The 22,291-nt window shown below is 58.2% G+C and carries 21 protein-coding genes and 1 pseudogene; 11 read left to right on the forward strand and 11 right to left on the reverse strand.

All coding sequences use genetic code 11. The features are described 5' to 3' along the window. Nucleotides 1–5 precede the first annotated feature (5 nt). Nucleotides 6–836, reverse strand: a complete 831-nt coding sequence (locus tag PH5382_RS13925; protein WP_156414918.1) for a hypothetical protein — start codon at nt 834–836, stop codon at nt 6–8. Between the two features lie 205 nt (nt 837–1,041). On the opposite strand from PH5382_RS13925, the pseudogene PH5382_RS19775 reads away from it, so the two are divergent. Then, a pseudogene (locus PH5382_RS19775) lies at nt 1,042–1,182 on the forward strand (IS5/IS1182 family transposase); the annotation flags it as partial. Nucleotides 1,183–1,428: 246 nt separating this feature from the next. Here PH5382_RS19775 and PH5382_RS13935 read toward each other — a convergent pair. Then, complete coding sequence (locus PH5382_RS13935; protein WP_058335008.1) at nt 1,429–3,315, reverse strand: methyl-accepting chemotaxis protein; 1,887 nt, start codon at nt 3,313–3,315, stop codon at nt 1,429–1,431. Nucleotides 3,316–4,198: 883 nt separating this feature from the next. Between PH5382_RS13935 and PH5382_RS13940 the strand changes: the two genes are divergently transcribed. The 5 genes from PH5382_RS13940 (at nt 4,199) to PH5382_RS13960 (ending at nt 7,597) form a co-directional block, all read left to right on the forward strand. After that, nucleotides 4,199–4,780, forward strand: a complete 582-nt coding sequence (locus PH5382_RS13940; RefSeq protein ID WP_058335009.1) for an amino acid synthesis family protein — start codon at nt 4,199–4,201, stop codon at nt 4,778–4,780. Nucleotides 4,781–4,945: 165 nt separating this feature from the next. Then, nucleotides 4,946–5,377 (forward strand): ABC transporter substrate-binding protein, encoded by a 432-nt coding sequence (locus PH5382_RS13945; protein WP_058335010.1) that lies wholly within the window; start codon nt 4,946–4,948, stop codon nt 5,375–5,377. 63 nt (nt 5,378–5,440) lie between these two features. Continuing rightward, entirely contained in the window at nt 5,441–5,599 is a 159-nt protein-coding gene (locus PH5382_RS20015) for a hypothetical protein (RefSeq protein ID WP_197410050.1), read from the forward strand. 119 nt (nt 5,600–5,718) lie between these two features. Beyond that, entirely contained in the window at nt 5,719–6,903 is a 1,185-nt protein-coding gene (locus tag PH5382_RS20305) for an ABC transporter permease subunit (RefSeq protein WP_255354106.1), read from the forward strand. Then, nucleotides 6,896–7,597: an ABC transporter ATP-binding protein gene (locus tag PH5382_RS13960; protein ID WP_058335013.1), complete on the forward strand. Its 702-nt coding sequence runs from the start codon at nt 6,896–6,898 to the stop codon at nt 7,595–7,597. Before PH5382_RS20305 ends, PH5382_RS13960 begins: the two co-directional genes overlap by 8 nt. 172 nt (nt 7,598–7,769) lie before the next feature. Here PH5382_RS13960 and PH5382_RS13965 read toward each other — a convergent pair whose 3' ends face one another. The 9 genes from PH5382_RS13965 to PH5382_RS14005 form a co-directional block, all read right to left on the reverse strand. Continuing rightward, on the reverse strand, nt 7,770–8,504 hold the full coding sequence (locus tag PH5382_RS13965; RefSeq protein ID WP_058335014.1) for a FadR/GntR family transcriptional regulator: 735 nt from the start codon (nt 8,502–8,504) through the stop codon (nt 7,770–7,772). A 7-nt stretch (nt 8,505–8,511) separates the two neighbouring features. Next, complete coding sequence (locus PH5382_RS13970; RefSeq protein WP_058335015.1) at nt 8,512–9,336, reverse strand: sulfite exporter TauE/SafE family protein; 825 nt, start codon at nt 9,334–9,336, stop codon at nt 8,512–8,514. A gap of 52 nt (nt 9,337–9,388) precedes the next feature. After that, entirely contained in the window at nt 9,389–11,182 is a 1,794-nt protein-coding gene (locus PH5382_RS13975) for a gamma-glutamyltransferase family protein (RefSeq protein ID WP_058335016.1), read from the reverse strand. A gap of 71 nt (nt 11,183–11,253) precedes the next feature. Next, nucleotides 11,254–11,904 (reverse strand): bifunctional 4-hydroxy-2-oxoglutarate aldolase/2-dehydro-3-deoxy-phosphogluconate aldolase, encoded by a 651-nt coding sequence (gene eda, locus PH5382_RS13980; protein WP_058335017.1) that lies wholly within the window; start codon nt 11,902–11,904, stop codon nt 11,254–11,256. A 14-nt stretch (nt 11,905–11,918) separates the two neighbouring features. Further along, a complete protein-coding gene (edd, locus tag PH5382_RS13985; RefSeq protein ID WP_058335018.1) occupies nt 11,919–13,736 on the reverse strand; it encodes a phosphogluconate dehydratase in 1,818 nt (605 codons plus the stop codon). Between the two features lie 70 nt (nt 13,737–13,806). Then, nucleotides 13,807–15,270 carry a glucose-6-phosphate dehydrogenase gene (gene zwf / locus PH5382_RS13990; RefSeq protein ID WP_058335019.1) on the reverse strand — a complete coding sequence of 488 codons (1,464 nt, stop codon included), beginning with the start codon at nt 15,268–15,270 and terminating at the stop codon, nt 13,807–13,809. A gap of 45 nt (nt 15,271–15,315) precedes the next feature. Further along, entirely contained in the window at nt 15,316–16,941 is a 1,626-nt protein-coding gene (pgi, locus tag PH5382_RS13995) for a glucose-6-phosphate isomerase (RefSeq protein WP_058335020.1), read from the reverse strand. A gap of 450 nt (nt 16,942–17,391) precedes the next feature. Next, nucleotides 17,392–17,616 (reverse strand): hypothetical protein, encoded by a 225-nt coding sequence (locus tag PH5382_RS14000; RefSeq protein WP_058335021.1) that lies wholly within the window; start codon nt 17,614–17,616, stop codon nt 17,392–17,394. A gap of 113 nt (nt 17,617–17,729) precedes the next feature. After that, nucleotides 17,730–18,146 carry a lysozyme inhibitor LprI family protein gene (locus PH5382_RS14005; RefSeq protein ID WP_082645679.1) on the reverse strand — a complete coding sequence of 139 codons (417 nt, stop codon included), beginning with the start codon at nt 18,144–18,146 and terminating at the stop codon, nt 17,730–17,732. Nucleotides 18,147–18,310: 164 nt separating this feature from the next. On the opposite strand from PH5382_RS14005, the gene PH5382_RS14010 reads away from it, so the two are divergent. From PH5382_RS14010 to PH5382_RS14030, 5 genes are read left to right on the forward strand one after another with little or no spacing between them, the layout of a single operon-like run. Next, nucleotides 18,311–18,973, forward strand: coding sequence for a DUF4178 domain-containing protein (locus PH5382_RS14010; RefSeq protein WP_231751883.1), 663 nt, complete (start codon nt 18,311–18,313; stop codon nt 18,971–18,973). Continuing rightward, nucleotides 18,970–20,283 carry a DUF4178 domain-containing protein gene (locus PH5382_RS14015; RefSeq protein WP_058335022.1) on the forward strand — a complete coding sequence of 438 codons (1,314 nt, stop codon included), beginning with the start codon at nt 18,970–18,972 and terminating at the stop codon, nt 20,281–20,283. The genes PH5382_RS14010 and PH5382_RS14015 overlap by 4 nt, the downstream gene beginning before the upstream one ends. Before the next feature lies 1 nt (nt 20,284). Then, the gene (locus PH5382_RS20020) at nt 20,285–20,443 is read left to right on the forward strand and encodes a hypothetical protein (RefSeq protein WP_058335023.1); all 159 of its coding nucleotides are present in this window, start codon (nt 20,285–20,287) and stop codon (nt 20,441–20,443) included. A gap of 11 nt (nt 20,444–20,454) precedes the next feature. Next, nucleotides 20,455–20,679 (forward strand): DUF350 domain-containing protein, encoded by a 225-nt coding sequence (locus PH5382_RS14025; protein WP_058335024.1) that lies wholly within the window; start codon nt 20,455–20,457, stop codon nt 20,677–20,679. A 7-nt stretch (nt 20,680–20,686) separates the two neighbouring features. After that, a complete protein-coding gene (locus PH5382_RS14030) occupies nt 20,687–22,264 on the forward strand; it encodes a polyamine aminopropyltransferase (protein ID WP_255354105.1) in 1,578 nt (525 codons plus the stop codon). Nucleotides 22,265–22,291 lie beyond the last annotated feature (27 nt).

Consider the following 22,291-nt stretch of genomic DNA (forward strand, 5'->3'; position numbering starts at 1 on the left):
AGGGGCTAGTTCAATTGATCAAGTGGGAGTTCTTCAACCCCTTCTGGCCCAAATAGATGCGTCGCTGCCTTCAGCGCAATTTCAGACATAGTCTGGGTCGCAAGTACCGCTAGACGTTTCCTTGGGCGGGATATCGACACGTAGAACAGGTTTCGAGAGCGGTAGTAACTTTTGGATTTGTTTTTCGGTATCTTTTTTGTCTCCAAAAACTCGAGCAATTGGGGCCAGTTGTAGTGGTTCCATCCGCCCCCCAAGACAACGAGAACATTCTCGAACTCGGCACCTTTAACGCTGTGCTGGGTGGCGAAAGGAGTGGCCCCCTCAACGAACTTCGCAACTTCAAGGATCTCCGAATAGGGAACTTCTCGCAACGCGGCATGCCTTTGTAACGCCCCCATTTCTTGAGGGATCGATTCATCCTTAAGTACATCAAGATCGTTCTCCCTCCTTACTATGCGTGACGCGAGAACCGGTCGTCCTGTCTTCTTAAGATGATCAAGGACTTGGCCGATGCTTCCCTCTCTTCGCAGTTTGACGAGTTGATCCATATCGGCGCGCCAGGACAGTTTGTCTGCATGGCACTTAATGGATGGGGCGGCCCCTTGAATTTGGAACATTTCCCCATAATTTCCTGCCAAATAGGCTGCGCACATTGGCTCGATGACCTCGGCAGAGAACTTGACGACAGGATCCTCTTTCCTAACGAACTGATCATTCCTGCCCTTGAAGACTTCGGCAATGCCGGGATAGCCCTGCTCGGCGGCAAGCACGCTGTGGGTGAGCATCAAGACTTTTGTCTTTTCTGGCACCCAACCTTCGGCTTCCAAGCGCGCCATAAGCTTGATCCTTACAGCTCTTGCCATTTCGGAAGGCAAGTCCTTCTTAGAATGAGCGGAGTTAGTTCTCTCTCCTTTGTAGGCATTTGTGTGGAAAAACCGCGCCTCCCCAGGGAGTTCAGGGTGACTAACTACCTGAGGTAGCTCAGGGTCGAGATGACCCTCTCGGGATCATGATCATGCTTCGCATAACCCTGCCGGGCAGAGGATACATTGTGTGAAACAGCTCGGGCAGAGCGTCATGGCCCGGGACTTCGACCGGCAGGTCGCAGAAATCCAAGTCCGCATGGCCGTGCTCAACCGTTACACTGCTCTTGGAATACCCGTCACAGAGGCCGTAGGATAAGTCTGTCCGGGGAAAGGGGGAGTACGTTCAAAACCCGATTTGTGCTACAAAGCCGAGCGGTGACCTATTTCGGTCACCGCCAAACAAAGGATTGAACTGTCCCAAATCAGCGACCTATTTCAGTCGGTCAATAGAGCCGCAGAACCTGACCTGTTCCTGGTATTGGAAGCGAAACTTCAGCAACACAGGGTTTATGAAGTTTCTTGAAACGATGGGTCAAGGCCACAGGGGAGGGTGAGAAATGGCTTAGGCTGTTTTCACCATTGGCCCGTCATCGCCCAGAATGTACTCGTCATCAATGGTCTCCGCGATGGTCTCGTCAGTTGAAAAACCACTAGCCAGCTGATCGACGTGATCGTCTTGAACGTAGTCGGTTTCGGCGTTCAGTTCGTCATCAAAATCGTCGTGTTCAGTGCGCAGCACAAACTGTCCAACGAGCTGATTCAGACCGAGAGTTTCGCTGTTCATCGACTGAATTGCGCTGCTGGAGTCTTCGACCATTGTCGCATTTTGCTGAGTGACCTGATCCAGCTGAGAGACACCGATATTGACTTCGTTGATACCGTTAGCTTGCTCGACCGAGACGTTGGAAATGCCGGAAACCAGTTCTGAGATATGGGCGACCTGACGTACAACTGCCGAGAGTGCCTTACCGGCGCCATCTACCTGCTGAACCCCATCCTGAACGTGTTTAGAACTGGTGCTGATCAGGATCTTGATTTCGTTCGCGGCTTCAGAAGAGCGCTGTGCCAGCCCACGGACCTCCGAGGCTACAACTGCAAACCCTCGACCTACTTCTCCGGCACGTGCCGCCTCGACGCCTGCGTTGAGAGCCAGAAGGTTGGTTTGGAAGGCGATATCATCAATGACGCCGATGATCTGCGAGATGCGGCTAGAAGAGGCCTCAATTTCATTCATCGCTTCGATTGCGCCTTCGACAACCCGTCCGCTGTGTTCCACATCAGCCCGGGCTTCTATCACGGCTGCTTCGACGTCTTTGGTGTTCTGGGCGGCGGTATTGACACTGTTCGTCATCTGCTCCAACGCAGCCGCAGTTTCTTCGAGTGTAGCGGCTTGGCTGGCGGTGCGAACCGACAGGTTTTGCGAGGCTCCGTGAATTTCTCCGGACCGCGCCTGAATGCCGTTGCTGGACTGGACGACCTGTGACAGCAGCTCGTTCAGTTTGTCGACGGTTTCATTGTAGTCTACCCGCAGTGATTCATAGTCATCGTTGAAGGTTCCTGAGATCCGGTCGCTGAAATCACCTGCTGACAGTTTGCGAAGACCGGTTCCCAGCCGGGTGATCACACGCTCGCTTTCGCTCCGCAGTACATTCTGCTCTTCGAGGGTTTTGAGAACACGTTCCGAGATCATATCGATATCATGCGCAATCTCGCCAAAGTCATCAGCTCGCATGCGATCAGAGATCTTCAGGCCAAAGTCTCCTTCGGCGACGTCTCTCAGGGCAGTGCGCAGACGTTCAATTGGTCTTGTGATCGTCAAAGTCACTTTGCGGGCATTATGCAGAACTAGAGCAATTGTAACCACGGCGACTGCCAGCAAAAGGTAGAGCATTTGCATATCGTGGGCGCGAGCTGCAAGGGCAGATTCAGCAGCAAATTTTTTCAACTCACGGCCAAGCGGGTGCAGCATTTCATCCAGAGCTTGGAAAGTCCGGTCAAACTCGGGCAGCGCCTCGAGACCCTGATCCCGACCGGAGAAACCAATCAGCAGGGTCTTCTGGCTGGCAGCAATGAATTCCTCACCCAAGGGTATTGTCTGATCTACCAGCGCAGTGATTTCAGGAGATATATCCATGTTTCGCAGTGCGATCAAAGCGGAGCGGAAAACCTCGATGTCTTCTTCGAGGGCGGTCTGTATAGAGGCTCGCTTGGTCGCAGAAGCCCCCGGGCCCTTCAACAGCCCGTAGATGACCCGCGCGTCCATGGATTCGTGCTTCAAATCTGCAGTCAGTTCGTGGTGAGTCGCCTCGGTCATTTCGATCTGGCGCTCCAACTCCAATTCACTTTGCCAGAGGCTATATACCGAAATGGTCGCTAACGTGACAATTGCCAGAATTGAAATTACGCCGGAAAGAACCAGCCGCTTTTTGATGGGGAGAGTACGAAACATAACTAATTACACCATACAGTTGTTTTGAGTGACTCTATGGGTTGTTCATTAAAAAAGTGAAAATGGGATTTCTGAAAGAAAGTTTGCGGGGCGCCAGAGGGCTCTGGATCGGTTGGAACGGGCCGGACGAAAAGACACGAAAGTTGATGACGAAGCGCGTCGACAATTATTTTGATCCGGATAAGTCACTCGGATGCACAAGAAAATATGCACCGCGAGAGAGTGGACCTCTCGTGGAATACCACACCTCGACGGAACTGGAAGGCGCCCTTTCTCTCTTGGCCAAGCAAGATATGAGCATAGTTGCAGGTGGCACGGACCTACTCCTAAAGGAAGGGGGAACTCCGGCTGGAGGCTGCTCTTGCCAGTGTGCTGCCCAGGTGTACCGGTCATCAAATAGTTCTGGCGGTAGTATGGGTCGCAGGAGGGCCGAATGCGGGCCACAATCAGGTAGAAGAGAACCCGGTGCGGCCTTATACTTCGGGGCAGGTGGTATCTCCGTGATGGATGATGTACCCAAATTTTTTGCAGCGTCTTTGGGCTATGTGTCGGCGCAGGCCTTGGTCACTCCGATCGAACTCACCATGCGGGTCGGTGACTATACCGCTTGAGGGCCAAAGGGATGAACTCAGAGCCGTAGCGACGGTGACCTGCGAGCGAATTCGCATGGTGGTCCCTGACAGTGACCTTGGCGCAGGCCTCGCCACCCCCTATTGCCCGCTGCTTGCCGCTCTGGACATTGCGTCAGCCCTCGCAGTCGGAGGTCAGCGGGGGCAGTCTCTTGTTAGGGCTGGACATATCCATGCCGCTGCTCTTTTCCTGAAGGGAGAGACCCATGCCATTGGGTGTGCAGGGGTCACCGTAACAGATAGGACATGTCTACATGCCTGAGGTCATTGTTAGAAAAACGGTTTTCTCGCTTGAAGAGATCTTTCACGAAGGTGGTCCCGTTGCCAATCAGCCTTTGATGCGCGGCGCGGTGCTGGCGATCATCAAAAACCCATTTTCCGGAGGCTATGAGCCAAGTATTCAGGGGTTCATGGAAGATTTGAAACCGCTGGGGCTAGAGATGGCGCGGCGGTTGATCGATCTTTTGGGCGGTGCTGACCGGATTGAAGGTTACGGCAAAGGGGCGCTGGTTGGTGCGAGCGGCGAGCTGGAGCACGGCGCACTCTGGCACGCGCCGGGCGGCTATGCCATGCGCCAGCTATTGGGCGATGCCAATGCCATTGTGCCGTCGTCGAAAAAAGTTGGCGGTTTGGGCGTAAGACTTGATGTGCCGATCACCCATATCAACGCCTCCTATGTACGGGGTCATTTTGATTCCATGGAGGTGGGCTGCAACGATGCGCCACGGGCGGATGAGCTGGCATTTGTGCTGGTGATGACGACGGGCGCGCGTATCCATTCGCGGTCCGGTGGGCTGGAGCTGCAGGACGTGAAAGGTGAGGATGGTTTGCGATGAACGCGAGCAGCCGCAACGATCGCCGTCGTTGATAGTGGACGCCGATTGCCGCGTGTTGGCGAGATGACGACAGCACAAGCTGTCGGCAAAGACGGACAGAAAAAAGCATCCAACGTCTAACCGCCTGAGGTGCAACACCCAAGGGGCCAACAAGGAGAAATGAAAATGAGCATGCGTCGTTTGCTGCTCGGGTACTTTCCTGTCCAATATTGCCTTGCGGTGGCGGATTTTGCCAAACAGAAACAGGTGCTTTTCCTGGCATCAGAGCCGCTTTCGGATGCGATCTTCAACGTGACCTTTGGTGGTGATCTAGCCAAATTCGTGCGCGAAGGCTCGATCCGCTATCTGTTTGAAGACCGCGCCGTGGTCTCGCTGTTGACGGGGGAGCCGGAATACCTGACGCCGCTGGGCGCGGAAACACCCGATGGCTGGATCGTCACCGGCTATCCCGGCGCCGACATTGCAACCGAGACGCACGAACGTTTTGCCAGCGCCTATGTGGCAAAGTTTGGCGAAGATCCCAAAACAGGCTCAATCCTGGGCTATAACTCAGTGCTGACGATTGCAGCAGCCCTGTGCAAGGCGGGTTCGACTTAGACCGAAGCGCTGCTGGCTGCCATGGGCGGTTTGCAGATTGAAACCAGCCCAACCGGGCCTTTCATGTTCCGCGCGGCAGATCACCAATCCACTATGGTGGCCTATGTTGGCAAAACTGCCCTGGTCGATGGTAAGTCCAAAATGGTCGACTGGAGCTATGCCGATGGTGCCGCTTATCTGCCTTCAGAGGCTGAGGCGGCAAAACTGCGCCCGGCTGACTAAAACGACCCAAGAACAATAAAACAAAAAGCGTTGGAGCGGGGAGCCCGCTCTGACGCGGATTGCCAGCACAGCAGGGACAGCACGGCATGGGTTAATATTTCGCACAATTACTGACCGGGCTGGCGAATGCATCGTCGTTGTTTCTGATCGCCTCGGGTCTTTCGATCATCTTTGGCGTCACGCGGATCGTGAATTTCGCCCATGGCTCTTTTTACATGGTGGGGGCCTATCTGGCCTATTCCCTGGTCACCACGCTGAACCTTGGTGTTTTTGGCCTTTGGTTCTCTGTCCTTGCGGCGGCGCTTTTTGCGGTCTCGTTGCATTTCATGATGGGGATTGGTGGCATGGTCAGCTTTGGTCATGCCGCCTATTTTGGCGTCGGGGCCTATGGGGCTGCACTGGCCGTGAAGGTTCTTGGGCTGGGCATGCTACCCGCCCTGGCCCTAGCCCCGGTTGCGGCAGCCGCTGTGGCCCTGTTCTTTGGCTGGTTCTGCGTGCGGCTGTCAGGGGTCTATCTTGCGATGCTCACCATGGCGGCCGCGCAGATCCTGTGGGGAGTCACGTTCCAGTGGCAGGATTTCACCGGCGGCGATGATGGTATTCTGGGCGTCTGGCCTGCCCAATGGGCCAGATCGGATCAGGCCTATTTCTATGTGGCCATTGTTTTGTGTATCGGCGATACTTGGTTCTTACACCGTGTCGCTCATTCTCCCTTTGGCTACACCCTGCGCGGCATTCGCGACAGCAAGATCTGGCGCATGGGGGGCGGGCGCACCTTTCAGATCACCGAGACGTTTCAGTCGATGACAGTGCTGGAAAACATCCAGATGGCGCTGATCTCGCATCATCGCCGCAGCCTTGATCTGTTTGCCCGCGCCACCCGGCTCTATCTCCAGGAGGTCGAAGAGCTGTTGGCGCTGGTATCGATGCAGGAACACGCGGCACGCTCCTGTTCAGAGCTGGCTTATGGTGACCTGGAACGGCTGGAACTGGCCATTGCCCTGGCGCATGGGCCGGATCTTTTGCTGATGGACGAGCCAACTGTTGGTATGGCGTCCGCGGAACGGCTTGCCTTGATGGCCCTGACGGCAAAGATCGTCGCCAGTGGCAAGGTTAGCGCGGCCTTTTCCGAACGCGACATGGATGTGGTCTTTGCCCATTCCCACCGTACTCTGGTGCTCAACCGTGGTGAGTTGATTGCCGAAGGCATCAGCGCCGAAATCCGGGCCGATCCACTGGTGCAGGAGGTCCATCTTGGCGGTGGTTCGGTGTTTGAGGCCAAGCAGGAGGCGAGCTATGCTTGAGGTCGAAAATCTAACCTCTCGCTACGGACGAGCCCAGATTTTGCATGATATCTCGCTGACCGTTGGGGAAACCGAGGTGGTGGCCTTGTTGGGGCGCAAGGGCGCCGGGAAATCTACCACGATGAAATCGCTCATGGGGATAGTGCGACACAAAGCCGGGCGTATTCGCTATGATGGGCAGGATATCATCGACCGCTCCAGCCACGTGACTTGTCGCGCCGAGATCGGCTATGTGCCTGAGGGACGCCGCATCTTCAGTGGCCTCACGGTCGAAGAAAACCTCGAAGTGGGGCGACGCGACAAACGTGCGGACACGCCGGAATGGACGCTTGAACACCTGTTTGTGCTGTTCCCCAATCTGCGCGAGCGCCGCCGCAACCTTGGCAAACATCTCTCTGGTGGCGAGCAGCAGATGCTGACGATTGCCCGCACGTTGATGGGCAATCCAAAACTTGTGCTGCTGGATGAACCCTCCGAAGGGATCGCGCCGGTGATTGTCGAACAGATGGCCACTGTGATTGCGGAACTCAAACGCGAAGGTCTGTCGGTGCTGATTTCAGAGCAGAACCTGCATTTTGCCCGGCTGGTTTCAGATCGGGCCTATATCATCGAAAAAGGCGCGTTGCGCTATGACGACAGCTTTGCAGATCTTGATCACCACCCAGAGGTGAGCCAGAAATATCTGGCAGTTTAGGGGATCAAAGTCTCGCGAAATCGGCTTGGTTAAACCCCGTTTCCGGTCGCTGCCAAGTGTCCAGTTTCCGCAGCTTCCCTCTACGGGCCACATAGCCACTGGCGAAATTGACAGCGTATTCGTTTGAAGGGCGGGCGGTGTCAGGAAAAACTGGCTTTGAATAGCCACCGTTTTATCGGGATTCAGGTGCGCCACTTTGCAGGGTCATGGCGACAAACTGCAGGTGTGTCTGCATGGCATTGGTTGCGGCATGGCCGTCGCCGCGCAGAATGGCCTCTGCCAGGGCCCGGTGTTGTTGCCCCAGACGGGCGGTCACTTCAGGAGAATATGTGGCGGCGCGCTGCTGCGTCCAACCCGCTTGGGCACGGACAGATCGAATTGCCTCGTAGACGGTCAGAAACAGAGGGTTCTGTGCCATTTCTGCGATCATGTAGTGAAAGATGTCATCGGCGGCATCGTAGGCCGCCTGATCGGGCGCAGCCCATGTGGCGTCTGCAGCCTGTGCGAACTTGCGGCGGGCCTGATCATCTGCGCGCAGTGCGGCCAAACGGGCGAGGGCGGGTTCGATTTCTAGCCGAACTTCCATCACCTCCTGTGCGGTAACACGTCCCGCCAGGCTTTTGAGCCGAGCCGCATCGGTCGCGGGCGGTGGCTGGACGAATGTGCCCTGACCGCGACGACGAAACAGGCACCCGTCGCCTTCCAGCTGGTCCAGAGCCTGACGCAGGCGGGCGCGGCTGACGCCGAACTGAAGCGCCATTTCTCGTTCTGGCGGCAGGCGGTCGCCCCTTTTCAAGACCCCGGCAGCAATGTCGCGCCGCAAAATTGCAGCGAGATCATTCTGCGCCGAGACCGCATCAGACGGGGGCGACGCAGACTTGGAGGGCTTCTGTTTGGCTGGAGGCATCAGAAGGCTAAAACCCGATGAGATCGCTGAACATACGCAGGGAGGTTAGCATCAGGAACAGGCCAAAGGCCAGCCGCAAGGCGCGGCGGGGAATGCTATGGGCCAGCTTCACGCCGACGCGTGCAAAGCTGGTGCTAAGCGGGATGATCACAGCGGCGCAAAACAAGTTTACATACCCCAATGAAAACGGCGGCAGTCCTTCGGCGCCAAATCCCGTTGCCATGTAGATCAGCGCACCTGGCACGCCGATGACAAAGCCAATGGCGGCAGAGGTGCCGACGGCCTTGCGAATGTCATAGCCCAGAAAGTTAAGCAGGGGCACGCAGACGGTGCCGCCGCCAATGCCCATCATTGCTGAGATTGCGCCGGCAACAACGCCGAAGGCCGCCCAGACCGGCTTGGAAAAACTCTTTGGTGTGGCGCTGTCTGCGGCTTTGCGAAAGATCATGTCCAGCGCCACAAGGGCCGCGACGCTGGCAAAGACCGCGATCAGCACCTTGCCCGACACAATGCCACCGAGAATGCCGCCGATGACCACCCCAACCAGGATCGAAGGGGCCCAGAGTTTCAGCAGCGCCATGTCGATGGCGCCTTTGCGATAGTGACCGTAGCCTGATGACAGCGCAGTAAAGACGATTGTTGCCAGCGAGGTGCCGACCGCGACCTGCATGGTCAGCGCGGCCTCCATTCCGGTGAGCGAAAGCGCCAGATAAAGGGCGGGGACAATAACAATGCCACCACCAACGCCCAGCAGCCCGGCCAGAATGCCGCCCGCAATACCAGACCCAGCGGCGACGGCGGCCAGGGTGATCAGGGTCTCGGTCTCAAACATGCGGGTTTTTCCTTTTAGTCTGTTCTAGCGGCTTGTGAAAAACGGTCAACATCTAGCGTCCGACCGCATAGGCCTGCATCAGGCGCGGTGTTGCAGCCGCCTGCAGGCTGCCATCGGGGTGGCGTAGGGCAGCCGTGAGACGACCGACTGTCCAGTCATCCGCCACGGTGATGATATGCCCACGGGCGCGCAGATCGGCAATGACGTCCTTGCCTACTCCGCGTTCGATCATCATCTCGCCGGGCAGGGCGGCACGGGGGAAAAAGCTGCCCTGAAAGTGCATCGTATGAAACAGCGGCGCGTCCAGTCCTGCCTGCAGATCCAACCCGTGATGTACAAAGCGCAGGAACCAGATCAACTGCCATTGGTCCTGTTGATCCCCACCGGGTGTGCCAAATACCAGCTGTCTGCCGTCGGCGTGTTCCGCAAGGCTGGGCGTCAGGGTCGTGCGTGGACGTCGCCCCGGTGCTAGCGAGGTCGGCAGACCTTCCTCAAGCCAAAACATCTGCGCACGACTGTTCAGCGGAAAGCCGAGGCCGGGAACTACCGGATTGGACTGCAACCAGCCCCCCGAGGGTGTCGCTGAAACCATATTGCCCCAGCGGTCGATCACATCGAGATGCACGGTATCGCCGCGTTTTTCGGTCAGATGCGCCATTGTTGGCTCTTGAGGCGGGGCGTCGGTGATGCCGAAATCCCGCGCCGCGCGCGCCATATAGGCCTCTGCCTGCTGTTCAAATCCAGCTAGGCGCCCGGGGCGTTGTTCCAGCGAGGCCTGATCTGTGATCAACCCGGCGCGCTGGGCGTTGTAGTCATCCGACAGTAGCTGCTCCATTGGCACCGCGCTGTGATCGGGGTCGCCATAATAGGCCTCGCGGTCGGCATAGGAGAGCTTCATCGCCTCGATCACCGTATGGGTGAACTCCGCGCCCATGGGATCCATTGCAGCGAGGTCAAAATGCTTCAGGATGGCTAGGCTTTGCAGCAGGACCGGTCCCTGCGACCAGCACTGGGTCTTGTGCACGCGCCAGCCATGGTAATCGTAATGCAGCGTTTCTTCATAACCGGCACGCCAGCCTGCGAGATCCTGACGAGTGAGAACGGCGCGGTTCTTTTGCTCGGAGACATCATGGACATTGGCGACGTCCAGAAATTCGCCAATGGCCTCGGCGACAAAACCTTCGGCCCAGGCGCTGCGGGCGGCGTCGATTTGCACCACGCGGTCGCTGCCTGCGGCCTCGGCGGTATCGACGAGACGCTGATAGGTGGTTGCAAGATCGGGGTTTTTGAAGTTGGCGTTTGGTGCGGGCGGTTTTGCACCGGGGCACCAAACTGCTGCTGAGCTGGGCCATTCACGGGCAAAATAATCTGCTAGCCCAGCGATGGTATGGGCCACGCGGGGCAGAATGGGATGGCCGTCGCGGGCATAGGCAATAGCCGCTTCCATCACTTGCGCCAGAGTCATGCTGCCATGATCACGCAGCATCAACATCCAGCCATCAAAGGCGCCCGGAATGACGGTCGACAACAGGCCCGATCCGGGGATCAGCTCCAGTCCCTGGGCACGGTAGTGTGCGATGGTTGCCGCTGCTGGTGCCGGGCCTTGGGCCGCCAGCACCTGTGTTTTGCCGCTGGCGTGCACATGAAAAATCGCGGGCAAATCACCGGCTGGCCCGTTCAGGTGTGGCTCGACCACCTGCAGCACCAATCCGGTGGCGACGGCCGCGTCAAAGGCATTGCCGCCCCGTTCCAGAATGCCAAAACCGGTGGCCGAGGCGATCCAGTGGGTCGAGGTGGCAACGCCAAAGCTGCCGCGAATTTCCGGGCGGGTAGTGAAGTCTTGCATGCAGGCACCCTGTACGTCGGTCTGAACCAATTCAACATTGGTTCAATGCGCACCAGAAATCGCTCTGGATGTCAAGCTTCGCGCAATTGGCAGGCAGCCTTTGCCAAGGCTTCAATCGCGGCCCAGTCCCGTGCAACGATCAGATCCGCTGGGGCCACCCAGCTGCCGCCCGCACAGATGACATTGGACAGGGACAGGTAGCTTGCGGCATTGCTGGGGCTGACGCCGCCTGTGGGACAAAAGGAGATCTGCGGCAGGGGCGCGCCAATGGCCTTGAGAGCGGGGGCGCCGCCAGAGGCTTCGGCGGGGAAGAATTTCAGCATGTCATAGCCCCGCGCCAGAAGCCGCATCGCTTCGGTGGCGGTGGCGGCGCCTGCCAACAGGGGCAAGTCGGCCTCTTCACAGGCGTCGAGCAATTCATCTGTTGCACCAGGGGAGACGCCGAACTGGGCACCGGCTTCGACGGCGGCAGTGACATCTTGGGGCGTGATCAATGTACCGGCCCCGACAATGCCCCCCTTGACCTGTGACATCTCGCGGATCACCTCCAGCGCGGCAGGGGTGCGCAGGGTGACTTCGAGTGCGGGCAAGCCACCTGCCACCAGAGCTTCGGCCAGAGGGCGGGCAACTGCGGCGTCATTGACGACCAGAACCGGGACGATGGGGGCCAGCCCACAAATCTCGCGGGCGCGTTTACTTGCGTCCTGTGGTGTGATGGGCATGAGGGCAACGCTCCTTATGATTCTGGGAGGTCAAAAACTGTGGCGCCGGTATCAGCAGAGGTCACGGCGCGGCGAAACAACCCGAACATCTCGCGGCCTGTGCCATGCTGATAGGCGCTGAGGTCTGCGGTGATCGCCACGCGATCCTCTACGCCGGGTGTCAGGATCTGCAACGTGCCTGCCTTGGCATCCAGCCGGATGATATCGCCGTCGCGCACCTTGGAAATAGTGCCGCCATCCAGCGCTTCGGGCACGACATGGATCGCGGCAGGAACCTTGCCGGACGCGCCAGACATGCGGCCATCGGTGACCAAGGCCACCTTGTGGCCCTGTCCCTGCAGGATCCCCAGCATCGGTGTGAGACTGTGCAGCTCTGGCATGCCGTTGGCTTTGGGGCCCTGAAAGCGCACAACCACGATGACATCGCCGGTCAGATTGCCAGCCTTGAAGGCCGCTTTGGCCTCGTCCTGGTCGTGAAAGACACGAGCCGGGGCTTCGACCACATGATGGTCTTCGCTGACGGCAGAGACTTTGATCACGGCGGTGCCAAGATTGCCGGTGAGCCGTTTCAGCCCGCCGGTTTTCTGAAATGGTGCATCGGCGGGACGCACGATCGCCTCGTTGAGTGAGATCTTTGTGCCGGGTTGAAAGATCAATCCATCATCGCCCAGAAACGGCTCTTGTGTGTAGTTTTCCAGGCCTTCACCTGCGACGGTTTTGGTATCTGCGTGCAGAAAGCCTGCGTTCAGCAGCTCGCCTATCATGAAGCCAAGGCCGCCCGCTGCGTGGAAATGGTTCACATCTGCCAGGCCGTTTGGATAGACCCGCGCCAAGAGCGGCACCACGTCAGAGAGATCTGCAAAATCCTGCCAGTCGAGGATAATTCCACCGGCCCGCGCCATGGCGATGAGGTGGATCAGCAGATTGGTTGAACCCCCTGTGGCCATCAGGCCAGTGATCCCATTGGCATAGGTTTTTTCGTCCAGCACCTCGCAGACGGGCGTGTAGCTGTTGCCAAGCGCACTGAGGCTGAGGGCGCGTTTGGCCCCCTCCAGCGTCAGAGCCTCGCGCATCGGCGTGCCCGGATTGACAAAACTGGAGCCAGGAAGATGCAGTCCCATGAACTCCATCAACATTTGGTTGGAATTGGCGGTGCCATAGAAAGTACAGGTGCCGGGGCCATGATAGGCGGCCATCTCGGCCTTGAGCAGCTCATCGCGACCGATTTCACCGGCGGCGTATTTCTGGCGGATCTGCGCCTTTTCGTCATTGGCCAACCCGCTGGTCATCGGCCCTGCAGGCAAAAACACGGCGGGGATATGGCCAAAGGCCTGCGCACCGATCACCAGTCCGGGCACGATCTTGTCGCAGACCCCCAGATAGACGGCGGCGTCAAAGACATTGTGGCTGAGCGCGATGCCGGTGGCCATGGCAATGGTGTCGCGCGAAAACAGGCTCAGCTCCATGCCGGCCTCGCCCTGGGTGACGCCGTCACACATGGCAGGCACCCCGCCGGCCACCTGTGCTGTGGCACCGGATTTGCGCAGGGCGTCGCGGATCAGGGCGGGATAGGTCTCGAACGGCTGATGCGCTGACAGCATGTCGTTATAGGCAGTGACAATTCCCAGATGACCTGTCTCGGCTGTGGCAAGCCTGTCCTGATCGGTGCCGGTTGCGGCATAGGCGTGGGCCTGACCCGAACAACTGAGGTGGGCGCGGGCCGGGCCTTTGCCGGTCGCGGCTGCCATTCGGTCCAGATAGGCGCGGCGTGTCGGTGCGCTGCGGGCGATGATCCGGTCGGTGACCTCGGCGAGTGTAGTGTTCAAGCGCATCAGAGGGACCTTTCGGGTGTCAAACGATGGGTGACATCAAGAGAAATGCCAACAGAGGGAGACCGGAGCGTCATGTGCCAATGCCCCGCCAGCGGCGGTGATCACGGTGCATCAGCAGCAAAGAGTCATCTGGGCCAGAGCTGCCGGGATCATAGGCCTGTGGTGCCAGATCGCCGGACTGCTCCCAACTGGCAATAATGGGGTCGGCCCAGGCCCAGGCGGCTTCGACCTCGTCGCCGCGCATGAACAGGGTCTGGTTGCCGCGAATGACATCCATGATCAGGCGTTCATATGCATCCTGCGGGCGGCCCGCTTCCGGCAGGGAGTCGGCGAAGGTCATGTCCAGATTGGCAGAAGTCAGACGCATGCCGCCGGGGCCGGGATCCTTGATGGTGGTGCGCAGCGTGATGCCTTCGTCGGGTTGCAGGCGGATCACCAGAACATTGCCATGCACGCCTGTCGCGCCTGCAAAGATGTTATGCGGCGGGTCGCGAAAATAGACCGCGATCTCGCTTTCGCGGGCCCGCAGGCATTTGCCGGTCCGCAGGTAAAACGGCGTGCCGGCCCACCGCCAATTGGCCACTTCGACCTTCATGGCAACAAAGCTTTCAGTTGTGCTGGTTGGATTGCCCGCGTGATCCAGATAGCTGTCTTGTTTGGTGCCGCCAGGGCTGGCGCGGTATTGGCCGCGGGCGATATTGTCCAGTGAGACAGGCTCTAATGCTTCGATCACTTTGACCTTTTCGTCGCGCACCGCGTTAGGAGTGAACCGTGAGGGCGGCTCCATCGCGGTGAGACACAGAAGCTGCATCAGATGATTTTGCACCATATCCCGCATCGCCCCGGAGCGATCGTAGTATTCTCCGCGCCCCTCGACGCCGATTTTTTCGGCGACAGTGATTTGCACATGATCCACATGGGTGGAATTCCACAGCGGCTCAAACAGGGAGTTGGCAAAGCGCAGCGCCATCAGGTTTTGCACGGTTTCTTTGCCAAGGTAGTGATCGATCCGGTAGATCTGGCTTTCCTGGAAATGTGCCCGAAGGGCACTGTTCAGGGCCTGTGCCGAAGCCAAATCATGGCCAAAGGGTTTTTCCAGCACGACGCGGCTGTCTGCCGTGGCAATCTCACAGGAGCTAAGCCGACTGGCAATCGCAGGAAACAGGCCGGGACCTACCGACAGATAGAAGGCGCGGACCACATCCGGGCGCAAGAGTGACTTTAGCGCGCTCCAACCGGCATCCCCCTTGGCGTCCACTGGCACATAGTCGAGCAATTGCACAAATGCTGCGATGTCGTCCTCGCCAGTTTCCCCCGCCTGGCCAAATTCGCGGATCGCCGAGGCGACAAGATCTTGAAAACCGGCACGGTCAAGCTGGCTGCGGGAGGTGCCGATGATACGGCTTTGGGCATCGATCTGGCCGATCTGAAACCGGTGAAACAGGCTGGGCAGGATCTTGCGCCGGGCAAGATCACCGGTGGCACCAAAAAGAACCAGATCAAAGGGGTCAACGGGGATGACGCGGGAAACCATAACGAGATCAGATCCTAGAATGAGCGGAGCGCCGCAGGCGCGCCCCTATGTTGCAGGTTTGGGCGGGGTCAGTTTGGCCACCAGCCCCAGCGTAGAGCCGTCCTTGCTCTGGTCCTGGGCCCCTTGCACCAGCGGCAACAGGCTGAGCGCCAGCTCTTTGCCCAGTTCAACCCCCCATTGATCAAAGGAGTTGATGCCCCAGATGGCGCCTTCGGTGAACACGCGATGTTCGTACATCGCGATGATCTGGCCGAGGGCAAAGGGGCTGAGCTGCGGGTAGGCGAGGGTGACAGAGGGCCGGTTGCCCGGAAAGGTCAGGTGCGGAGCCATGCGATCCAGTTCGCGGCCTTCAAAGCCCCGGCTCAGGGCCAGAGCACGGGCTTCCTGTGAGGAGCGACCTCGCATCAGGGCTTCGGATTGTGCGAGGCAATTGGCCTTCAGCAGGTCATGATGATGCGCCAGTTCCGGGGTGTGACCGGTGGCGGCGATCAGGAATTCAGCAGGGACTACATGTGTGCCTTGGTGCAGCAGTTGGTAAAAGGAATGTTGGCCATTGGTGCCCGGCTCGCCCCAGATAATCGGTCCCGAGGCACGTTTCACCGGGGTGCCGTCATGGGTAACACCCTTGCCATTGCTCTCCATGTCGAGCTGTTGCAGATAGGCGGGCAGCCGTGCCAGATTTTGATCATAGGGCAGAACAGCGCGGGTGGCATAGCCGCAGATGTTGTTATGCCAGATGCCGACAAGGCCCAGCAAAACTGGCAGGTTGTGGCGCAGGCCGGTGGTTTGAAAATGCTGATCCATGGCTGCAGCACCGCTGAGAAAGGCGCGGAAATTGTCGCGCCCGACTGCAATCAGCACCGGGAGGCCGATAGGCCCCCAAAGCGAATAGCGCCCGCCGACCCAGTCAGAAAACCCAAAAACGCGCTCCGGCGGGATGCCAAAGGCCGCAGTTTTATCCAGCGCAGTGGAAACTGCGGCAAGATGCCTGTCGGCCTGATCCCCGAGATCGGCCCGCAGCCATTTGAGCGCGGTATCAGCATTGGTCATCGTTTCAATCGTGGTGAATGCTTTGGAGGCGATGATGATCAGGGTTGTCTGCGGGTCCAGCCCTTTGAGGGTTCCGGTTATGTCAGCGTCATCCACATTCGAGACAAAATGGCAGCGGGGGCCGTCGTGGTAGGGGCTAAGCGCCAGAGTCGCCATTACGGGGCCCAGATCCGAGCCACCAATGCCGATATTCACCACATCGGTGAATTTGGCTCCGGTTACCGATCTGTAATCGCCGCTGCGCAGAGCGCCGGCAAAGCCTTCCATACGTTGCAGCGTGTGGTGGATCTCGGGCATGACGTCTTGCCCCTCCACCAACAGGAGCTGATCGCTCTGGGCGCGCAGGGCGCTATGAAGCGCGGCGCGGTTTTCGGTAGTGTTAATGGCCTCGCCGCGAAACATCGCCGCGATCTTGGCTTCCAACCCGGTGGACGTAGCCAAAGAGACGAGCAGATCCAGCGCGGTTTCATCCAGGGAAGTTTTGGAGAAATCCAGTAACAGCCCATCGCTGTGAACAGAGAAAGAGGCGAACCGGGTGGGGTCGTTCTGGAATAGTTCGGCTATCGAGGTCTTTGAGGTTTTTCTGCGATGAGCGTTTAACTCTGTCCAGACGTCGTTCATTGAAGAATACCCTTTGAGAAACCATGTAGCCGAATCATACCTCCTGTTCTTATGCAATACAGTTAGCGCTAACAAAAAGGCAAGGTGTATATTCGTTTCCGCTTTTTCCAAAGGGTTGTTCCCAACGCGGTTCTTACTGCGGCAGATACAAGGCGGCAGAGGGAAGGAGATCGAGAAAAAATCGGCCGCAGACTTGAGCTGGGGATCAGAAGTGAATTTCCGGATAGGACGCTGAGATCAGCGGAACAACTGGTCTTACGGCGCTCTCTGTGTCCCTTCTTTGACCCTGTTTTCTGTCAGAGAAGGGACACAGAAAACTCGGGTTAAGAACTCAGGCCGAAAACTCAGCCTGGGATGCCCGGGCTAGGTCAACGTCAGAAAGGACAAAAGGCGACCCGTTACAGATCGCCTAAATATCAAGATATCAACCAGAGTGAGCCTAGCCTCGTTTCAGAGATAATAGCTGTCTGAAAAGACATGGTGAACCAACTCATCGCGTTTCAAACCGCGTCTGGCCAGCTCAGCATCGCTTTGGGCCATCAGACCGCGCAGCGTCTGGTCGCGGTGGTTGGCTTCGCCAATAGCGACAAGCAGGTTGCCAAAGGCCACGAATGGCTTGGCAAGAAAGCTCAGAACGTCATGGGCGACGGGATGTTGTGAGACGGTATGGGCCATTGGAGATCACTCCTGTTTTGTTGCTGTCTCCCTTGAGACACAACATAGGGATGAACTGCTGACCCAGCTAGGGGGTCCTGGGTATAGCCGCCATGCGTGGTTCGCAAAGGCAACTAATTCACCTCGATCATGCTGCGCAATTGATCCCGGCGCTGGCGGGTAAGTTCGGCCTTGCAGATCGTCACCATAAGGGGCTCGAAACTGCCACCGCGAAACTGAAACCCTTCGGCGATGCAGGCGGCATCGCGAAAGGGAATCCAAGCGCGCTGTGCCTGCAACAAGGCATCTTCTGCGCCTCTCAGGGTATCCGGCAGATCCCTGTCCAGATCATGCATGGACTGGCGGGCCGCCTTATAGGCGCGGTTCAATTCTGCGTCAGCAAGGTCAAAATCCTGCCCGGCGCAAATGCGCATTTCTCGGGTGGTCTGGGCGTCATCGCAGGCGGCCAGTGCAGCAGTTGCGAGAAGGCCGCTCAGTGGCAAGGCCAGACAAACCTGGATCAGGCCAGAGGTTGAAAATCGGTGGGGCATCAAAAGTTCCTGTCTGAAATACATAGGATGACATGCCCTGAAACAGCATGCTTTGGCACTGAACAGGACAGATTTCGCCTGCGTCAAGCCATGATTACTGTGGTTCTTACTGTGGTTTGCCGTGAGCGGCTGGCAGGCAAGGAATGTGCCAGGGGTGATGAGACATGCAGGATTTTCCCGCTTGCACTCTCGTTCTGGCTGTTGAACTTGGGGGCATGAAGGAATTGCATTGCCCAAACTGCGGCGCGTTGGTCAGCCCGGCGGTGGCCAGCGTCAAGATGATCACCTGTACATCCTGCAGCACGACATTGCTGTTGCAGGACGGGGGTCTGCGTCTGGCCGGGCGGCAGGGAGTTCTGCATGATGGGCCAATGCTGTTTGGGCTGGGTGACACCGCCACGATTGCCGGGATCGACTATCACATCTTAGGCCAGGCACGGTTCTCGTATGAGCGTGGTAGCTGGGATGAGTTCTGGGCTACGGATACCGTCGGAGCTGCTTTCTGGATCTCGGTGGACGAAGGCGACCTGATCCTGCAGCGCAGCCTGTCGCGGCAGGATTGGCCGAAATATGATGGCTACCTCTCCCTTGGCAGCACTTTGCGCCACCGGGATGAAGAGTTCACCGTGGCCGAGCAGGGAGACGGAACCTGTACCGGCCTGCGCGGCAGCTTTGGTCATGCGTTGAGCGTCGGGGAAAGCTATCGTTTTCTGAACCTGCAGGGCGAAGATGGCAGTGTTCTGTCGGCTGAAATCGAAGCCAGGCAATATGAATGGTTTCTGGGCCAATGGATCGACCCGTTTGATGTCACGGTGAGACGATCATGAGCCTAAATCCTGAGTTGAAGAGCATCAATTGCACGGCCTGTGGTGCCGGGCTTGATGTGCTGGGCGGTGGCCGGGTCACCACTCATGTCTGTGCCTATTGCGGCAGCGCATTGGATACGCTGGACAACTATCAGGTGCTACAAAAGTTCGATCTGCTAAACCGTCCGGAAAGCCCTTTCAAGATTGGCATGACCGGCACGCTGTTCGGGGTCGACTATACCGTAATCGGCATGTTGGAGCATGAAGAAGTCTGGGGCCCGCGTCGCTGGACCTGGGTTGATCATCAGTTGTTTTCCCCCACCCATGGCTATGCCTGGCTGACGCTTGAGGATAGCCATCTCACCTTTTCGCGGCGCTATCGAAAACCGGTGGGCTGGATGTCCGTGACCTGGGTCGAGACGGCGGAAACTCGGCCAAAGCTGCATGCGGGCGGGGTGGTCTACAAATACTATGAGACCTCCAGCAGTTCGGTAATCTTTGCCGAAGGGGAATTCACCTGGTCGCCAAAGACAGGCGAGAAGACCACCGCAGTCTCTGCCATGTCCGAGGATGCGGTCCTGTCGTTTTCACAGACCGGACAAGAGCGCGAAATCTACCGCACGGTCTATCTGGATTGGTGGGCGACGGAACAGGCCTTTGGGCTTGCAGCAGCGCGCGCGCCGCGCGGTGTCCATGCGCTGCAACCGGCCAAGTTCGGCCCCAACGCTCAGTTTCTAACCAAATCCGGCCTGCTGATGATGGCGCTTTGCTTGGTCCTGGGGATCTTGCTGTCAGCCTTTCAGGGCAGTTCAGCCTTTGGCACGCAGCGCTTTGACATTGCAGATCTGCCAGTGACTGTGCCCTTTAAGGTGGTGCAGCCAAGGCGCTTGACGCGGGTGCACCTGAAGGGATCTGCCCACAACAGTTGGGGCTATTTCGCAGTCGAGCTGGAAGACCCCGAAGGTGAGCTGCTCTTCGAAACCGGCCGTACGGTTGAGTATTATCAGGGCCGGGACAAGGATGGCAGCTGGAGCGAGGGCAGCAACCACGCGATGCTTGGCTTCTTTCCACCTGTCGCGGGCACCTACTCCCTGTCGCTGGCCCTGGAAGAGGGCGGGCTATGGGGGCCGAATTCAAGCGATGTGCATCCAACTGATCGTCCCATGCAACAGCTGGAGGTTTCCATTCGCAATGGGGTGTCCAGTGGGTATTGGCTGTATCTGCTGGGGCTTGGATTTGGTGTGATTGGCGGTCTGCCACTCATGCGTCGGTTTTTGCACTACAAAGCACGTTGGCGGGGCAGTGACTGGGTAGAAGAGGGGGACGATTGAGATGACTGTTTTTCGCCTGGTCTTTTTGCTGCTGTCAGCCTCGGCTGTCGGTGGAACCAGCTATGTGGCCTACCTGGGGCATGGCGGCGAAAGCCGTGATCTGGATCGCTCTATCCGGGCTGTCAGCGCTGGGCGGGGATTGAATGGAAGTATCAAATAGAGAGGGCTCTGATGGAGTATCTTGCTGCAATTCAACTGGCTGAGCTGATCAGCACCGTGTTTTACACCTTTGTCGGTGTGGCCCTGATGGGGGCAGTCTGGAAGGTGGTCGACTGGCTGACGCCATTTCCGATCATGAAAGAGATCGAGCAAGATCAGAACATGGCACTGGCGGTACTGATCGGGATGCTGTTCATTTCGATCGCCATTATCATCGCCGCCGTCATTGTCTCCTGATCCGGACGTGACTGACAGCAAAGCAGACGCATCGACGCAGGCGCAGGTGAACAGGGCAGCCCTGCGTCTGCGCGAGACCTGGCTCTTGGTGGCGACCTTTTTGGTGGCTGTGGCAGGCCTCATCTATGAACTCATCGCGGCGACGCTGTCGAGCTACCTGCTGGGCGATTCCATCCGTCAGTTTTCCTATGTCATCGGTATATTCCTGTCGTCGATGGGGCTGGGCGCCTGGCTGTCGCGCTATGTGGCGCAGCCGGTGTCCGGCTTTGTCTGGGCGCAGATCCTGCTGGGCATCGCGGGGGGCTTCATGGCGCCGCTGGTGTTTTTCACCTTTGCCTGGATGGAGAGCGTCACCCTGCCGCTATATGGGTTGCTGATCACCGTGGGGCTGTTGTCGGGCATGGAGATCCCGCTGATTGCCCGGGTTCTGAAAGAGATCGGCGCGCCGGAGTTTCGTTTTGAGAATGTTCTCAGCGTGGACTACATCGGCGCACTGGCGGCCTCGTTGGCCTTTCCGCTGCTGATTATCCCGCACCTGGGACTGATGCCGGCCAGCCTCACTTTCGGGGCGCTTAACCTGGTGGTGGCGGGACTGTCGTTGTGGATCTTTCGAAGCCAGACCAGTGCCCTGCAGGTTGCTGTCTGGGCACTGGCGCTGACAGGCACATTGGCAGCCCTCTGGCAGGCAGAACGTCTGGTGTCGGCCAGCGAGGCGGCCTTGTTTGAGGATGATATCATCTTCAGTGAGGCAACGCCCTATCAGCAGATCACCGTGACCCGCTATCGCACCCGCACCCGGTTGTTTCTGGACTATTCCATCCAGTTCGACAGCCTGGACGAGCATCGCTATCACGAAAGCCTGGTGCACCCGGCGATGGCGCAGGCGCCGCGGCGCAAATCGGTGCTGATCCTGGGCGGCGGTGATGGGATGGCAGCACGTGAGGTACTGCGCTGGGCTGCTGTCGAAGAGATCACGCTGGTGGATCTGGACCCCCGCGTGACGGAATTGTTTCGCGACCATCCGGATCTGTCGGCCCTGAACCAGGACGCGCTGCGCGACCCAAGAGTAACAATTCACAACACAGATGCCTGGCGTTTCGTCGAGGACAGCACCGCAGTCTTTGACGTGATCATCATTGATCTGCCGGACCCCAAAAACCTGTCCCTGTCCAAGCTGTATAGCCGCCAGTTTTACGGCACCCTGGTGGAGCGGCTCAGCGCGCAGGGGGTGATGGTTACCCAGGCAGGATCTCCGCTATTTGCCCGTGAGGCCTTCTGGTCGATCAAAACCACCCTCGCGGCAAGTCGTAATCCGAACCGTCCCGGACAGGGGTTATATACGCGCCCCTACCATGCCTATCTGCCGAGCTTTGGCGACTGGGGTTTTGTGATGGCCAGTGTAATGCCCCTTACAGACCGTCCAATTGGGCTTCCTGCGGGGCTGAAATATCTGTCACCCGAGGTCTGGCAGGCCGCGCAGGTCTTTGACCTTGAAACCGGACCGCTGGAGGTTTCAGCCAATACGCTGCAATCGCATGCGTTGGTGGGCTATTACCTGGATGGCTGGGCGCGCTGGTTCGAATGAAAACTACCTGTTCTGTCCAAAAAGCTG

Origin of the sequence: Phaeobacter sp. CECT 5382 (genome assembly GCF_001457775.1) — a bacterium.
Taxonomy (GTDB): Bacteria; Pseudomonadota; Alphaproteobacteria; order Rhodobacterales; family Rhodobacteraceae; genus Pseudophaeobacter.

Bases quoted from the DNA above. Each gene is read 5' to 3' on its own strand.
- PH5382_RS13945 (WP_058335010.1), top strand. From the start codon at position 4,946: ATGAGCATGCGTCGTTTGCTGCTCGGGTACTTTCCTGTCCAATATTGC.
- PH5382_RS13965 (WP_058335014.1), bottom strand. From the start codon at position 8,504: ATGCCTCCAGCCAAACAGAAGCCCTCCAAGTCTGCGTCGCCCCCGTCT.
- PH5382_RS14015 (WP_058335022.1), top strand. From the start codon at position 18,970: ATGAGCCTAAATCCTGAGTTGAAGAGCATCAATTGCACGGCCTGTGGT.
- PH5382_RS13970 (WP_058335015.1), bottom strand. From the start codon at position 9,336: ATGTTTGAGACCGAGACCCTGATCACCCTGGCCGCCGTCGCCGCTGGG.
- PH5382_RS14025 (WP_058335024.1), top strand. From the start codon at position 20,455: ATGGAGTATCTTGCTGCAATTCAACTGGCTGAGCTGATCAGCACCGTG.
- PH5382_RS13975 (WP_058335016.1), bottom strand. From the start codon at position 11,182: ATGCAAGACTTCACTACCCGCCCGGAAATTCGCGGCAGCTTTGGCGTT.
- PH5382_RS13960 (WP_058335013.1), top strand. From the start codon at position 6,896: ATGCTTGAGGTCGAAAATCTAACCTCTCGCTACGGACGAGCCCAGATT.
- PH5382_RS20020 (WP_058335023.1), top strand. From the start codon at position 20,285: ATGACTGTTTTTCGCCTGGTCTTTTTGCTGCTGTCAGCCTCGGCTGTC.
- PH5382_RS14010 (WP_231751883.1), top strand. From the start codon at position 18,311: ATGCAGGATTTTCCCGCTTGCACTCTCGTTCTGGCTGTTGAACTTGGG.
- edd (WP_058335018.1), bottom strand. From the start codon at position 13,736: ATGCGCTTGAACACTACACTCGCCGAGGTCACCGACCGGATCATCGCC.
- PH5382_RS13925 (WP_156414918.1), bottom strand. From the start codon at position 836: ATGGCGCGCTTGGAAGCCGAAGGTTGGGTGCCAGAAAAGACAAAAGTC.
- pgi (WP_058335020.1), bottom strand. From the start codon at position 16,941: ATGAACGACGTCTGGACAGAGTTAAACGCTCATCGCAGAAAAACCTCA.
- zwf (WP_058335019.1), bottom strand. From the start codon at position 15,270: ATGGTTTCCCGCGTCATCCCCGTTGACCCCTTTGATCTGGTTCTTTTT.
- PH5382_RS13940 (WP_058335009.1), top strand. From the start codon at position 4,199: ATGCCTGAGGTCATTGTTAGAAAAACGGTTTTCTCGCTTGAAGAGATC.
- eda (WP_058335017.1), bottom strand. From the start codon at position 11,904: ATGCCCATCACACCACAGGACGCAAGTAAACGCGCCCGCGAGATTTGT.
- PH5382_RS14000 (WP_058335021.1), bottom strand. From the start codon at position 17,616: ATGGCCCATACCGTCTCACAACATCCCGTCGCCCATGACGTTCTGAGC.
- PH5382_RS20015 (WP_197410050.1), top strand. From the start codon at position 5,441: ATGTTCCGCGCGGCAGATCACCAATCCACTATGGTGGCCTATGTTGGC.
- PH5382_RS14005 (WP_082645679.1), bottom strand. From the start codon at position 18,146: ATGCCCCACCGATTTTCAACCTCTGGCCTGATCCAGGTTTGTCTGGCC.
- PH5382_RS13935 (WP_058335008.1), bottom strand. From the start codon at position 3,315: ATGTTTCGTACTCTCCCCATCAAAAAGCGGCTGGTTCTTTCCGGCGTA.